The following is a 13977-nucleotide window of genomic DNA, read 5'->3' on the forward strand; positions in this document are numbered from 1 at the left end:
AATCAAATAAAGTTTTATGCGTTCGTAATGTAACGTTCAATCTAGAGAAAACTCCTCCATATAAACTGTAGGTAGTTCAATATGAAAGGGAGAAGAAGATGAAACAACGAGTTAGGTTGATTGATGGACTGAGGGGATTTAGTTTAATTGGGATATTGATAGCGAATCTACTAATTTTTCAATATGGGATGTTTGGAAAAGAGCAAATGGAAAACTATCAAACATTAGCTACTGATCAATCATCCTACATTTGGATCAAAATCTTTATAGAAGGTAGCTTCATGCCTATCTTTTTGTTTTTATTTGGCTATTCTATGGTTAAATTATCCGAGAAACTTGTAGGCAATGGTAAAAAAGTGAAACGTCATTTAGTAAGAAGGTTTATTTTGTTAATTACACTCGGCTTGCTACATTCTATTTTTGTTTGGGAAGGTGATATTTTATTTTCCTATGGGCTGATTGGCTTACTTATGATTATCTTTGTTAAACGAAAGAAAAAGACGATACTAATTTGGACTGTGACGTTATTTTCTTTAACTACATTGATAGGTGTAATAGGAGCAAATGAAAAAATGGAGGAACCAAAGAATTTAACTTCCTATATCCAAAAGGAATATGATGCCTACTCAAATGGAGATTATTGGGAGGCCTTAGAGTTTCGTAATAGTGGAGAAGATCCATTTGGTTATCCTGGCTATGTATACATTATCATGTTGATGCTAATGCCACTTGTGATCTGCCCAATATTTCTATTGGGAATGTATGCTGCAAAAAGTGGATGGTTCACATCTCCTGAAAAGGAAAAACGGAAATATAGTTGGTTAGCATGGTTATTTCTACCGATGGGTTTAGGGTTAAAGTCTTTACCATATCTGTTTCAGGAACATATATGGACGGAATCGATTTATACAATTGGTGCGCCCATCCTCTCAGTCGGTTACATCTTCCTATTTGCATATTTTTATACAAAAGGAGAATCCGTCATTTTAACTCTTTTTGAAAATGTAGGACGTCTATCCATGACAAATTATTTAGCTCAAAGTATGATATGTACTCTTATTTTTTATGGATACGGTTTGGGATTATTCGGAAAGATGGGTGTTCTTAACGGAATTTTATTAGCAATCGTGATTTACTTATTCCAGGTTATCTTAAGCCATTTTTATCTTAAAATCTGGAAGATGGGACCTTTTGAAAAAACCATGAGAATCGGCACCTACATGACATGGCGAGGCATTCCCAAATCCAAAAAGGCAAAAATTAGATTACATGAAAAAGTTACGCATTAATGTGGTTTAGTTGTAAAATGGCATGAGCTGAGTATGGCGTTCGAATGAGTTTTTCACCTTAACATTTGGGCTATCAGCCATAAAAATATTTTATCAGCCATATTTTTTATTTATTGGCCATAAATTTTCAGTAACAGCCGTATTTGCAAATTAATAGCCATAAATAAAAAAACGCCGCGAGTGTCTATGCACTGCTGCGGCGTAATATAGCGAAGCACCCGGGACAAGGGACCTGTTCGCGCGTGTCCCATGATGCGCCGGGACAAAAGCCCGGCGACCCGTTTTGTCCCCTTTAAAATTTCTTAAGGTGAACTTTTTCCATTATGTGGTCAGGGCCTTTTTTGAAGACGATGTCTGCACGACGACGTGTAGGGAGAATGTTTTCTCGTAAGTTTTTGGCGTTGATTTCCTCCCAGATGTCGGTTGCCTTTTTGATCGCTTCGTCTTTTGATAACGAAGTATAGCGATGAAAATAAGACATCGGGTTCTGGAACGCCGTCTTTTGCAGTGTCAAAAATCTCTCAATGTACCATTTTTTGATATTTCTTACGTCCGCATCAATATAAATTGAGAAATCAAAAAAGTCGCTGACGAAAACCGAATGGGACTTGCTGACTTGAAGGACATTAATTCCTTCAACAATTAAAATATCTGGTTGCTTAATAACCTCTACCTTGTCGGATAGCACATCGTACGTTAAATGAGAGTAAAGTGGAGCCTCCACTTTTGATTTACCAGACTTCACCTTCATCATAAACTCAATTAATCTTTGAGTATCATAGCTTTCGGGAAATCCTTTTCGACTCATCAATCCCTTACTTTCCAAGGTTGCGTTTGGATATAAGAATCCATCTGTCGTAACTAACCCTACTTCTTTATGCTCGTCCCACCGTGATAATAGGGTTTGGATCACCCTTGCTGCAGTGCTTTTCCCTACTGCTACACTACCTGCAATTCCGATAATATATGGAATTTTCTTAGCTTTATAGTCTAAAAACGAATTCGTTGCTCCCTGTAGCTGTTGTGATGCCTTTACCTTTAGATTGATCAAACGGGTCAATGGCAAATAAATTTCTTTTACTTCCTGAAGAGAGATTTCTTCGTTTATACCGCGAATGCTCTCGAGTTCTTCTTCTGACAGTAACAAAGGAGTTTTATTGCGCAGTTCCGCCCACTTTTCTCTGTTAAATTCAATATAGTTTGTTAACGGATTCATAGTATTTACCTCTATTTTAGATTCATGTTCATTTTATCAGATTGTTACTTGAATTCATATGTTTTAAAAAGAATGACTTGCGCTCGACACTTGCAAGATTTTCTTCATTCTATTATTCACAACTTGAATGATTTTACCTAAAAACAACGCAATCACCAGAGTACCAAGCCCAACCGGTCCTCCTAAAAGAAATCCGAGACAGGCTCCTGTACCTTCAATACCCATTCTTACAATATTAAAGCTCAAACCGAACCGATTGCAGAACGCCACCATCATTCCATCAATTGGTGTCTTAGGTAAATTTGCCTCCATATAAATGCCAATACCAATTCCAGCGATAACAAGACCAACAACGAAACTGACAATTTGTAACTCCCAAGTTGATGTAAAGTCAACACTCGCTAATACAATATAAAACCAAAAATCCACAAAAACACTTCGGATAAAAATTGGGATAACCGATTCGATACGCAATCTCTTTTTTTCAAGAATCCATGTAATCAATATAAAAGTCAACTGTGTCAAAATTGACCACGTTCCAATCGTCAAGCCTAAATGCTCTGTAAGCCCTACAGATACGGTATCCCATGGCCCCGCTCCGATCAATGATTTAATAATAAATGCAATTCCTAATGCGGTAAGAGCGAGACCTCCAAAATAAATTCCTATACGTAATCCCATGTTGCACCTCGATATTAATGGACATTTCAAAATAATTATTCAATTATAACACTTTCATGAAAAATTGCACCCAAAAAAATAGGCATCTGCCACCAAAAGGACAGAAGCCTTAAAACATTTCCTAGACTCTTATTTTTACATATTGAGTATTTTTGATATATTATGAAATACTTATTCTACTTCTATTAAGACGGCTGCTCCTTGGCCTCCACCACCACACATAGATGCAATGCCTCGGCCGCCACCGCGTCGTTTAAGTTCTCGAGCAAGTGTTAACACAAGTCGGAATCCGCTAGCACCTAGAGGATGACCAAGAGCTATTGCTCCCCCATTTACGTTAACCACATCTGAAGGAAGCCCGAGCTCTTGCTGACTTGCAATCACAACACTTGCAAAAGCCTCATTAATCTCAAACAAATCAATATCTGAAAGGCGTAAATTTCTACGATCCAATAAAGCCCGTATAGCATTTGCCGGCTGGAGGTGCAATGATGGATCAGGCCCTGCTACAAATGACCAGTCAACAATGGTTGCTAGCGGTGACTTACCAATCTTTTCACATGTGTCTAAACTTGAAATCAGACCTGCACTCGCACCATCTGACATCGGACTAGCGTTTCCAGGAGTAATGGTTCCCCCTACTTCAAATGCTGGGGAAAGCTTTTGTAGCTTGTCAATGGAGGTTTGAGGTCGAATACATTCATCCTCGGTAATAAGCTGACCGGAAACATGAACTCCAACTATTTCATCCTTGAAAACTCCATTACTTTGTGCACTAGCTGCCCTTAGTTGTGAATGTAGAGCAAATTCGTCTTGTACTTCTCGACTAATATGTAATTCACGATTTGTACGTTCAGATAACCCGCCCATTGATTGATCAGAAAGTGCACACCACAAACCGTCATTCAACGTATCATAGAATTCGATAGCACCCATTTTCACTTCTCGTCTAAGGTTAGATACATGAGGTGCATTTGTCATGGATTCAAATCCTCCAACAACAAACAGATCCCCTTCTCCTCTTTCTACACGGCGAGCAGCATCGGACACTGCTGCTAAACTAGCAATACAAACGCTGTTTAATGTTAAGGCAGGGGTATGTATCCCAACACCTGCTTGATAAGCAACTTGACGTGCAGGGTTTTGACCTTGCCCAGCCTGTATGACTTGACCTAGTATAACGCCATCTGCATTTGCAGTTTCAGGAACACGGCGAATGAGCTCCGAAACTGCCGCAACACCTAGTTCAGTTGCTGTATTCTTGCTTAAACTTCCCTTGAACCGTCCAATAGGAGTACGAACTCCATCAATTAATACAGTTTTTTTCAACAAAATCACCCATCCTTTTAGTAGATTATAAGAAACTAAACTAAATTACTGGGTTAGTGAATCACGGTACGTTTCCCGTGCGAATAACGTTGCAACAATGCTTATCACTCCAAGTGCGGTTAAATATAAAATGATTGGTAAGCTTTGCCCATCATATTTTGCTAGTAACCAAGTCGCAATTAGAGGGGAAAATCCACCTGCTAGGATAGCTCCAATTTGGTAACCAATGGAAGCACCACTTAAACGAACCTTCGACCCAAAAAGCTCTGAGTAGTATACTGCTTGAGGACCGTAAACAGAGTCATGAATGACATTCAATCCTAGCACGATTCCTATTGTGATCCAAAGAACCGACCCTGTATCCATCAGCGCGAAAAACGGAAAAATGAACAGCGTCGTAGCTATTGTCCCACCCAAATAGACAGGTTTACGGCCAATCTTATCAGATAAGTAAGACCATAATGGCATCGTCACTAAACCAACTACTGAGGAGATCATGACTGCATTTAGACCAATAGAGCGATCGACATTAACCGTACCTACGAGATACGTTAGTACAAATACAGAATAGATATAGAACGTTGCGTTTTGAACTAATTTCATACCAATTGTTAAGAATAATGGTTTTTTCTGGCTGCGTAGAACGGTAAGCACAGGCTTTTCCTCTATCTGCTTCTTTTCAGCCAGTTCCTCAAATACAGGCGATTCACTCACTCTTAGGCGAATCCAGAGTCCAATGATGACAAGTATAGCACTGAGTAAAAATGGTATACGCCAGCCCCAGGCAAGGAAAGCTTCATTTGACATACTGTTATTTACCATCGAGAACACGAAGGTGGATAATAAAAGTCCTGCGGGAACTCCCATCTGTGGAAAGCTGCCGTATAACCCCCGTTTTCCTTTCGGTGCATGTTCAACCGCCATTACTACTGCTGAACCCCACTCACCACCAACAGCAAATCCCTGTACAATACGAAGAAGACTTATTAGTAGTGGAGCCATCAACCCGATTGTTTGATAGGATGGAATCAGCCCCATTAAGAATGTTGCGATTCCCATTAATAATAGTGAAAGTGTAAGCATTTTTTTTCTGCCGATTTTATCACCAAAATGTCCAAATACCGCGCTTCCTAACGGACGAGCAATAAATCCTGCAGCATATGACCCAAAGGCTGCTAGTGTCCCATATAGAGGGTCGAAAGTTGGAAAAAACAATGCTGGAAATACTAAAGCAGCAGCTGTACCGTATAAGTAAAAATCATACCATTCAATTGTTGTACCAATAAAGCTAGCCAAACCGACCTTGCGATGTTCTTTAGAAAAACCTTTTTTCTCGGTATTTATATCCTCCTGAATTACTGGAGCTGTTGACATCGACTTTCCTCCCTTTTTACGATGGTGTAATATGTCTTAAGGCCATTTTTCATTCCTTACTTTCGAAAAATGGTAACCAAACATCATTGTATTTTATATATTTGACTTTAAGTGGCTGCCCAATTTTTAATTCTTGATCAGAATCAACTAATAGATGTGTCAGCATCGATGGACCTTCTTCTAATTCAACAACCCCTAATACATAAGGTGTAACTGCTGCCCACCCTGGATGACCAGGTCTATGTACAATGCTCCACGTCTTTAACGTTCCTTCTCCTGAAGCTGGTTTCCAATCTAACTTGTTACTCCAGCAATGCGGGCAATGGGAGCGAGGATAAAATACCCATTCACCACAATCACAGCATTTTTGCAAAATAAATTCCTTACGAGCTACTGCATCCCAGAACGGCTTAGTGATAGGTGTTATAGTCGGACCTGGGACCGTTAAATTTTCAAATTTCTCTATCATGATTCCACCCCCAAAATCAGAGCAGCAGCTTCACTCAATGTAGCTCCATTCCCTGTTATCAGAGCATGACGTGCATTTGGAATTTGTCTCAAATCTGCTTCATGTCGCAATTGATGAACAGCTTCAATAATATGTGACATTCCACCAGCAAGATCTGCCTGACCAAATCCTAATTGACCCCCGTGCGTGTTAAGTGGCCAATCACCATCATGACCGAAAGTATGCTCTTTCATCCAGGAACCAAATTTTCCAGGTGCACATAGCCCCGCATTTTCTAATGTTTGTGCAACTACACTCGTATAGCAATCATAGATAGAAAGTAAATCCATGTCTTGCACTGATAAACCTGCTTGTTCCAATGCTCTTGGAATCGCATAGCTTAGTGGAGCATTTTCCAATGAAGGGGCTTGGCTGACAGCTCTATGAGTGATTTTCTCACCCGCCCCTAGTAAATAAACTGGAGGATGTCCTCCCTTAGAGGCATTTTTAACGGAGGTAACAACGACCGCTGCGCCACCTGCAACAGGCATAACGATTTCAAACAAATGCAAGGGATCCACAATTAATGGAGAATTCAATACGTCCTCAATTGAGGCTGGTTTTCCGTATGTAATGGCTTTTGGGTTTAGCTGCGCATTTTTTCGTGCCCAATGTGCAATGAGTGCAAAATCTTCTTGTTTCGATCCATACTCGGCCATATGTCGTTGCTTTAACAGCGCATAGGAGGTGTTTGCGCCAGAAGCACCAAATGGAACGTCAAATTCACGAATTGGATTACGGTTTGGTGAACGTAAGGCTTTTCCCTTTTCGTTGATATTTGCAAGCACACATACAACTGTTTCACACATTCCTGCTTCTATTGCAGCTACCGCTCTCCAGATCATTCCCGCACCGGTTGCACCTCCAAGATCAACTACATTTGACATTGTCGGCTCAAGACCAAGGTATTCCGCAACAGTTGCTGGCACATGCTGCGGAGTTTCGCCTACTTGGGGACCAATTAATAAACCATCTATCTTGTCTTTTTCGATTCCGGCATCTTGAATGGCCAGTCTTACTGACTCGGCAATTAATGCAAGAGTTGTCACACCCTCGCTATAGCGGACTGGAGTTAGTTCTCCTATCCCTATAATTGCACCTTTTGGAACTCGGCGGTTAACCATTATACGAAACTCCTTTCAGACAAGCTGCTGTATTCTTCTAGGCATGCTGGGTTGGCAAGTGAACCCCTGTTCTTTATTGGCTGTCCAAGAACAGTTGAACGGACTGCCCCTTCAACCTTTTTGCCGTTAATTGTATAAGGAATCTCTTTGACACTGTAAATACGTCTTGGCACATGCCGCGGTGAAGCTTTTTCCCTTACTTCCTTACGAATATGATTCACTAATGTATCATCCAATGATCCATCCTCGGTGACGACACACAGTGCGATTTCCTCATCATTGTCGACAGGGTAACCAAAAACGATTGAGTCCTGTACTTGAGGAAGTTGCTCAACAACCCGATAGATTTCCGCAGTTCCAATCCGGACACCGCCAGGATTAAGCGTAGTATCAGCTCTTCCGTAAATAACCAACGTTTGCTCTATTGTTTGTTCAGCGAAGTCACCATGTGACCATATACCAGTACGTTCAGCAAAATAGGCGGAAAAATAGCGCTCATCTCCGTCCTCTCCCCAGAATGTAATTGGCATACTAGGAAAAGCCTTTGTACACACTAACTCCCCTTTTTCATTGATGACAGATACTCCTCTTTCATCGAGGACATCAACTGCCATACCTAGTGCTTTACAGGTAATTTCCCCGCGTCTTACTGGATGTACAGGAGAACCCATCACAAAACATCCGATGATTTCGGTACCACCTGAAATCGATGCCAACATAATATCCTGCTTAATGTCGCTATAAATCCAGTCATATTGTTCCGCCGATAAAGGTGCTCCACAAGAAAGAACACTGCGTAAAGAAGAAAGATCATGCTTCTGCCCCACCTGATAACCTGACTTCTTCAAGGTATCTAAATACTTCGGGCTCGTTCCGAAATGCGTAAGCCCAATTTCTTCTGAAATTTCCCAAAGGATTCCTATATTCGCCTTAGGGATTGGTGACCCATCATAGAGAAGAATAGCAGCACCGCTTGCTAATCCAGAAAGCAGCCAAGGATACATCATCCATGCCGTATTTGTGTACCAAAACATGACATCTCCAACTTTTAAATCACAATGTAACTGATGTTCCTTTACGTGTTGAATTAATGTACCACCGACTGAATGAACAATAGCTTTTGGCAGCCCGGTAGTCCCTGAAGTATAAAGGATGTAAAGCGGATGATTGAAGGGAACTCGGGTAAATTCCAGATGAGATGATGCATTTTGACATAGCTCCTGCCAGCTCATCACTTTCGTTTCTTGATTAATCGAGATATCTGCATTCTCAGATAAAGTCACGATAGCGGAAACCTCTTTCAGTACCTCACTTACAGCTGAGATGTTATCTCGAATATCATAAGACTTTCCGTTATATTGATAATCTAAAGTTGCAATTAATACCTTTGGATGAACTTGCCCAATCCGATCGATAATCCCTTTTGGACCAAAATCAGGTGAGCAAGATGTCCAAACAGCACCTAATGAAGTGGTTGCCAATAAGGCTACGAACGCTTCAATTCTATTTGTTACAACTCCAGCAACCCGATCACCAGCACTTACTCCCAAGCTCTTTAACCCAGACTGGGCCCGTGCCACCCTATTACGCAGTTCTCCCATTGTGATTGTTTGAGAGACGCCATTTTCATCTGATTCAATAACCGCAGTTTGCCGATCGTCACCACGTAAAATATTTTCTGCAAAATTTATTCTAGAATCAGGAAACCATTGTGTACCTAACATCCCACCATCACTTGGAGGAACCACGACTCTTTCACCTTTATCTCCAATTACATTTGCATAATCCCATACTGCTGACCAGAATGATTCAGGTTGAGCAACTGACCAGCGATGAAATCGTTCATAGGGTAGGAGTGGAAAGCCGACCTCTTGTGAAAATTTCATCAAATTTGACTGTGAGACCCAAGTTTCACTTGGCTCCCATAGAACCTTGGATTCTAGTAAGCTGTGTTGTGTTGTCATTATCTATTCCTCCCTCATACTAAGAGAAGCATCATTCTTAGCACACGCCCATCCCTTAGTTCATGTTTTGATAGACTCTCTTTACAATCATCCCCTACCTATAGAGGTAGGGGAATTCTTCATAATTATATTTCACAAGCATACGTCACAATTGCGCCTCTGAGACGTTGTGCCTCCTTATAGGTACATCTGTTTTGAACAACCTCAAGACCTGCTTCTTTCGCAACTTCCACTGCCCTTGGGGAGATAACCCCTTCTTGTAGCCAGAATACTTTTGGTTGAATTTTTGCTGCTTCTGCTGCAACTCCAATCGCTGCCTCAGGGCTACGGAATACTTGAACGATATCTACCTTAACCGGAATAGATGTTAAATCCGGATATGCCTGTTCACCGAGTACTTCTGTTTCCCTTGGATTAACCGGGATAATTTTATAACCTAGACGCTGCATTTTCCGTGCAAGTCTGTAGCTTGGGCGAGCTGGATTACCACTTAAACCAACAACAGCAATTGTTTTTGCACGTTGAACTTCTTTCCCTTCTACTTCTTCACGAATAAATGTTGATTGAAGTGCCCAGCGTATGACTCCCTCATCGTTAACCGCTGTTTCTCCTTTTTGCTCACCTTTTGATGAAATGCCTGTCGCTTCATAAAAAGCCTGGTCCAAGTCATTCACTAAATCACGGTATGATTCGATACCAACCGATAAACGGATTAATTCTTCACTTACTCCTGTTTTTACTAACTCTTCTGCACTTAACTGCTGATGAGTTGTTGATGCTGGGTGAATAATGAGTGACTTGGCATCTCCAACATTAGCCACATGTGACCATAACGCAATGTTATTAATTACTTTCTTACCAGTTTCTCTACCGCCCTTAATGCCAAAGTTTACGATAGAACCATATCCAGAACGCAAATATTTAGTAGCTAGTTCATGTGCTGGATGCTCTTCAAGACCAGGGTATGAAACCCAATCAACTGCAGGATGGTCTTTTAAGAATTTTGCAACCTTAAGTGCATTTTCATTATGCTTTTCGATTCTAAGGTGTAATGTTTCAAGACCCTGTATCAGTAGGAACGCACTATGTGGGCTTAATGAAGAACCAAAATCTCTTAAAAGCTGAACTCTCAGTTTCGTACTGAACGCTAATGTTCCAAATTCATTTGCATACTTAATTCCGTTATAACTTTGATCTGGCTCTGTAAAGCCTGGGAACTTTTCACTGTTCCAATTAAAACGGCCTCCATCAACGACTAACCCACCAATTGTCGTTCCATGTCCACCTATCCACTTTGTTGCGGAGTGAACCACGATATCAGCACCATATTGGATTGGTTTACAAACATATGGAGAAGCAAATGTATTATCAATAATGAGCGGTACTCCATTTTCATGTGCAATCGCTGACACTGCTTCAATATCTAAAACATGCAAGCTTGGGTTTCCAATTGTTTCGGCAAAGACGGCCTTTGTATTCGGCGTAATCGCTTTTCTAAAATTCTCAGGATCTGTTGGATCAACGAAATGAGTTTTAATTCCATATTTCGGAAGCGTAACCGCGAAAAGATTGTAAGTTCCTCCATATAAATTGGAAGCTGCTACAATTTCGTCTCCCGCTTGTGCGACGTTCATAATGGATAGAGCAATTGCAGCCATTCCTGAAGATGTTGCTACAGCTGCGACACCATCCTCCAATAATGCGATCCGTTTCTCAAGCACATCAACAGTCGGGTTACCGATTCGAGAATAAATATTACCTGACTCATCAAGACTAAATAGGCTTTGAGCATGATCTGTATTATGAAATACGAAAGAACTCGTTTGATAAATCGGCACCGCACGTGAACCAGTTGTAGGATCTGGGGATTGACCTCCATGTAAAAGTATCGTTTCATCATCATAAGTTTCATATTGTTTTGTCATTGTTTAAACCTCCAAGTTCAATTTTCTACAAGTTTGCTAGATAATTACTGACTTTATGTAAATAAAAAGCCCCCTCAACATAAGAAGAGGGGGCCTCAACTTATCTTTCAGATGCACACGCATCTGCAGGAATTAGCACCTTTTCAAGCTTTCACTTGAAGGTTGCTGGACTTCATCGGGCCTGTTCCCTCAGTCACTCTGGATAAGATTTTTTATTAAAATGGCGTATTAACGCGTTAATCCTTCAATCATATAAAGTATTATAGAATAATTTATTTTTTCAGTCAATGTATTTTTTAGAAAAATATATCTATTTATAAGATTTATTCTATTCACATTTAGTTAATTATTGGATAAATGCTACTTCTTTGACTCTAAAATAAAAGCCCCTTCTGAGAAATCAGAAGGGGCTCATGAATATACAGAAATAATATTCGCATTCGTCCACCTTCTCATCTCCGGAATAAAAATACTCCTCTGAACTTGGCACCGGGCATTCAAATGCTGGTTGCCGAGGCTTCGTAGGGTCAGTCCCTCCACCTCTCTTGATAAGAAGAATTGCATTATTTAACTTTATTAGTAATGTTAAACATTTTAGATAATTTAGTCAATGTTTTTTAATATAAAAAATCCTCTTTTAAAATATAACAAAAGAATACCCTAGAAGGCAGCCCTCTAACTTAGTCTAACCGATAAACAAATATTTTCAATTTCCGGAACAAATGATAAAATGGCACTAGTTCGTAGTTCCTGCATTAAGAACTTTAACATCCCTCTTGATGATAGCGATTACAAATAAATACAGGATTATTAAACTAATGACAATAGAAAGGCGAAGCCCATGATCAAAAAATTGAAAAAGTGGAATACATTACGTAATCAGATCTTATTTATCTTTTTATTTGTCATGATTATCGTTCTTTTGATCGTAGGTCTATTAACATTAAGACAGGTCTCCACTCTTTTAAAAAGCAATGCTGAAAAACAAATCCACCAGGTTGCGATTGAGGCAAACGGTAGAATGGAATCTTTATACGAACAAATAAATATGTCATCAAAACTCGTCATTACGGACGAGGGCGTTCAAAAGATCCTAACGAAAATTTTTGATGGATCAGAAATCTCATTCCAGGAACGTCAACAATTAATGGGACATGTGAACCGAATTATGGGGAATACAGATGGCATCTTTTCGTTTCAAATCTTTTCTGGGGAACAGCAACGTGTTATTCCTCTTGATGAAGACTTATTAAAAAATCGGGTAGAGAAAAAGTGGATTGAAAAAGCTAGACTTGCAAAAGGTGGATTGGTTTGGATTGGAGATGATCCACAAGATAAAAACAATTTCCTAGCCATTCGTAGGATTAGTCTAATCGAGCGCAGATATGTAAATGGCGGTTACCTTTTAATAAGCATAAACCGTGACCATTTTCAGTTTGCGACATCAAACAACCAATACTCCATTCTTTTGGACGAAAACGATGAGCCTATTGTTCAAAATTACGATGGAAATATCTCAGAAATCCTTTCAACTCCTAAGGGTACAGTTCAGCTCGAAAAAGGGGACTATATCGTAACAAAGAAAACTTCCAATCTTACAGGCTGGACCGTCCTTATTTTAACGCCCATTAGTGAACTTACAAAGGGGCTAGCTGGAATTCGGACTGGCATCATTTTATCGGGTGTAGCTGGTGGTATCATTTTTATGATTTTTTCCTTATTTCTATCAACTGTGATTACAAGACCGATTGTTCATTTAACAAAAACAATGCAGCGCGCTGGCCAAGGTGCCCTTACCTTGAATCCAGATGTTTCATCTGTTAATGAAATCAATGAACTAAACAGTACGTACAATCAATTAGTGAAGGAAACGAATCATCTTATCCGAATGGTCTATCAAAAGGAAATTTTACGAAGCAGAAGCGAATTAAAAGCTCTACAAGCACAAATCAATCCGCATTTTCTCTTCAATACCTTGGATGCACTTCATTGGTCACTTGAAGAAAAAAATGAAGATGAACTGTCTGAAGTCGTCATTGCAATGTCTGATTTGTTTCGATACACCATTACAAAAGAAACAGATGATGATTGGGTATTTTTAAAGGAAGAACTCAAACATATCGGTGACTACATGGAAATTATGAAAATGCGTTTTGGTGATCGATTGAAATGGAAGGTCTCTGTTCCACAGCAATTTGAACACACTCGAATACCAAAACTCATCATTCAACCACTTGTTGAAAATGCAATCTTACACGGGGCTGGAAATAAGGTCGGTGATAGTCTTGTTACTGTATCCATTGAATCAGTTAAAACGGATAGAATTCGAATATCCGTTCAGGATGACGGTCCAGGAATGGATCAAGATCGAATCAATCAAATAACAGAATCTATGAAAACTGGCGGTGTCGCTTCTACAAGAGGAAAGGGCATCGCCATTTCAAATGTATATAAACGATTAAAACTCTATTACAACGAGAATTTGCATCCCGAACTTTTAATAGACAGTGAGCCAGATAAAGGAACACGAATTTCATTTGAAATTCCAATAAATGGGGGAAATTAGA

Annotated in this window: 10 protein-coding genes and 2 riboswitches; of the genes, 2 read left to right on the forward strand and 8 right to left on the reverse strand. The window is 39.9% G+C overall.

All coding sequences use genetic code 11. The features are described 5' to 3' along the window. Positions 1-98 precede the first annotated feature (98 nt). On the forward strand, positions 99-1289 hold the full coding sequence (locus CKJ95_RS15525; RefSeq protein ID WP_099354361.1) for a DUF418 domain-containing protein: 1191 nt from the start codon (positions 99-101) through the stop codon (positions 1287-1289). A 292-nt stretch (positions 1290-1581) separates the two neighbouring features. Here CKJ95_RS15525 and coaA read toward each other — a convergent pair whose 3' ends face one another. The 8 genes from coaA to CKJ95_RS15565 all read right to left on the reverse strand — a co-directional run bounded on the left by coaA (position 1582) and on the right by CKJ95_RS15565 (position 11410). Next, positions 1582-2505, reverse strand: coding sequence for a type I pantothenate kinase (gene coaA / locus CKJ95_RS15530; RefSeq protein WP_099354362.1), 924 nt, complete (start codon positions 2503-2505; stop codon positions 1582-1584). Positions 2506-2568: 63 nt separating this feature from the next. Then, positions 2569-3186, reverse strand: coding sequence for a YczE/YyaS/YitT family protein (locus tag CKJ95_RS15535; RefSeq protein WP_099354363.1), 618 nt, complete (start codon positions 3184-3186; stop codon positions 2569-2571). Between the two features lie 171 nt (positions 3187-3357). Then, positions 3358-4515, reverse strand: a complete 1158-nt coding sequence (locus tag CKJ95_RS15540; RefSeq protein ID WP_099354473.1) for an acetyl-CoA C-acyltransferase — start codon at positions 4513-4515, stop codon at positions 3358-3360. A 45-nt stretch (positions 4516-4560) separates the two neighbouring features. Next, complete coding sequence (locus tag CKJ95_RS15545; protein WP_099354364.1) at positions 4561-5889, reverse strand: MFS transporter; 1329 nt, start codon at positions 5887-5889, stop codon at positions 4561-4563. Positions 5890-5938: 49 nt separating this feature from the next. Beyond that, on the reverse strand, positions 5939-6358 hold the full coding sequence (locus CKJ95_RS15550) for a Zn-ribbon domain-containing OB-fold protein (RefSeq protein WP_099354365.1): 420 nt from the start codon (positions 6356-6358) through the stop codon (positions 5939-5941). Then, positions 6355-7521: a thiolase family protein gene (locus tag CKJ95_RS15555; RefSeq protein WP_099354366.1), complete on the reverse strand. Its 1167-nt coding sequence runs from the start codon at positions 7519-7521 to the stop codon at positions 6355-6357. The genes CKJ95_RS15550 and CKJ95_RS15555 overlap by 4 nt, the downstream gene beginning before the upstream one ends. Next, positions 7521-9485: an acetoacetate--CoA ligase gene (locus tag CKJ95_RS15560; RefSeq protein WP_099354367.1), complete on the reverse strand. Its 1965-nt coding sequence runs from the start codon at positions 9483-9485 to the stop codon at positions 7521-7523. Before CKJ95_RS15560 ends, CKJ95_RS15555 begins: the two co-directional genes overlap by 1 nt. Before the next feature lie 125 nt (positions 9486-9610). Further along, a complete protein-coding gene (locus CKJ95_RS15565) occupies positions 9611-11410 on the reverse strand; it encodes a PLP-dependent aspartate aminotransferase family protein (protein ID WP_099354368.1) in 1800 nt (599 codons plus the stop codon). A gap of 97 nt (positions 11411-11507) precedes the next feature. Beyond that, a riboswitch (SAM riboswitch) is annotated at positions 11508-11619 on the reverse strand. 240 nt (positions 11620-11859) lie between these two features. Then, a riboswitch (SAM riboswitch) is annotated at positions 11860-11965 on the reverse strand. A 286-nt stretch (positions 11966-12251) separates the two neighbouring features. Between CKJ95_RS15565 and CKJ95_RS15570 the strand changes: the two genes are divergently transcribed. Further along, a complete protein-coding gene (locus CKJ95_RS15570) occupies positions 12252-13976 on the forward strand; it encodes a sensor histidine kinase (protein ID WP_099354369.1) in 1725 nt (574 codons plus the stop codon). Position 13977: the final 1 nt, after the last annotated feature.

This window comes from Fredinandcohnia onubensis (assembly GCF_002734285.1).
GTDB classification, from domain to species: Bacteria; Bacillota; Bacilli; order Bacillales; family Bacillaceae_L; genus Ferdinandcohnia; species Ferdinandcohnia onubensis_A.

Excerpts from the sequence above, each read along its gene's own strand:
- CKJ95_RS15555 (WP_099354366.1), bottom strand. The coding sequence starts at position 7,521 with ATGGTTAACCGCCGAGTTCCAAAAGGTGCAATTATAGGGATAGGAGAA.
- CKJ95_RS15565 (WP_099354368.1), bottom strand. The coding sequence starts at position 11,410 with ATGACAAAACAATATGAAACTTATGATGATGAAACGATACTTTTACAT.
- CKJ95_RS15570 (WP_099354369.1), top strand. The coding sequence starts at position 12,252 with ATGATCAAAAAATTGAAAAAGTGGAATACATTACGTAATCAGATCTTA.
- CKJ95_RS15560 (WP_099354367.1), bottom strand. The coding sequence starts at position 9,485 with ATGACAACACAACACAGCTTACTAGAATCCAAGGTTCTATGGGAGCCA.
- CKJ95_RS15550 (WP_099354365.1), bottom strand. The coding sequence starts at position 6,358 with ATGATAGAGAAATTTGAAAATTTAACGGTCCCAGGTCCGACTATAACA.
- CKJ95_RS15535 (WP_099354363.1), bottom strand. The coding sequence starts at position 3,186 with ATGGGATTACGTATAGGAATTTATTTTGGAGGTCTCGCTCTTACCGCA.
- CKJ95_RS15545 (WP_099354364.1), bottom strand. The coding sequence starts at position 5,889 with ATGTCAACAGCTCCAGTAATTCAGGAGGATATAAATACCGAGAAAAAA.
- CKJ95_RS15525 (WP_099354361.1), top strand. The coding sequence starts at position 99 with ATGAAACAACGAGTTAGGTTGATTGATGGACTGAGGGGATTTAGTTTA.
- coaA (WP_099354362.1), bottom strand. The coding sequence starts at position 2,505 with ATGAATCCGTTAACAAACTATATTGAATTTAACAGAGAAAAGTGGGCG.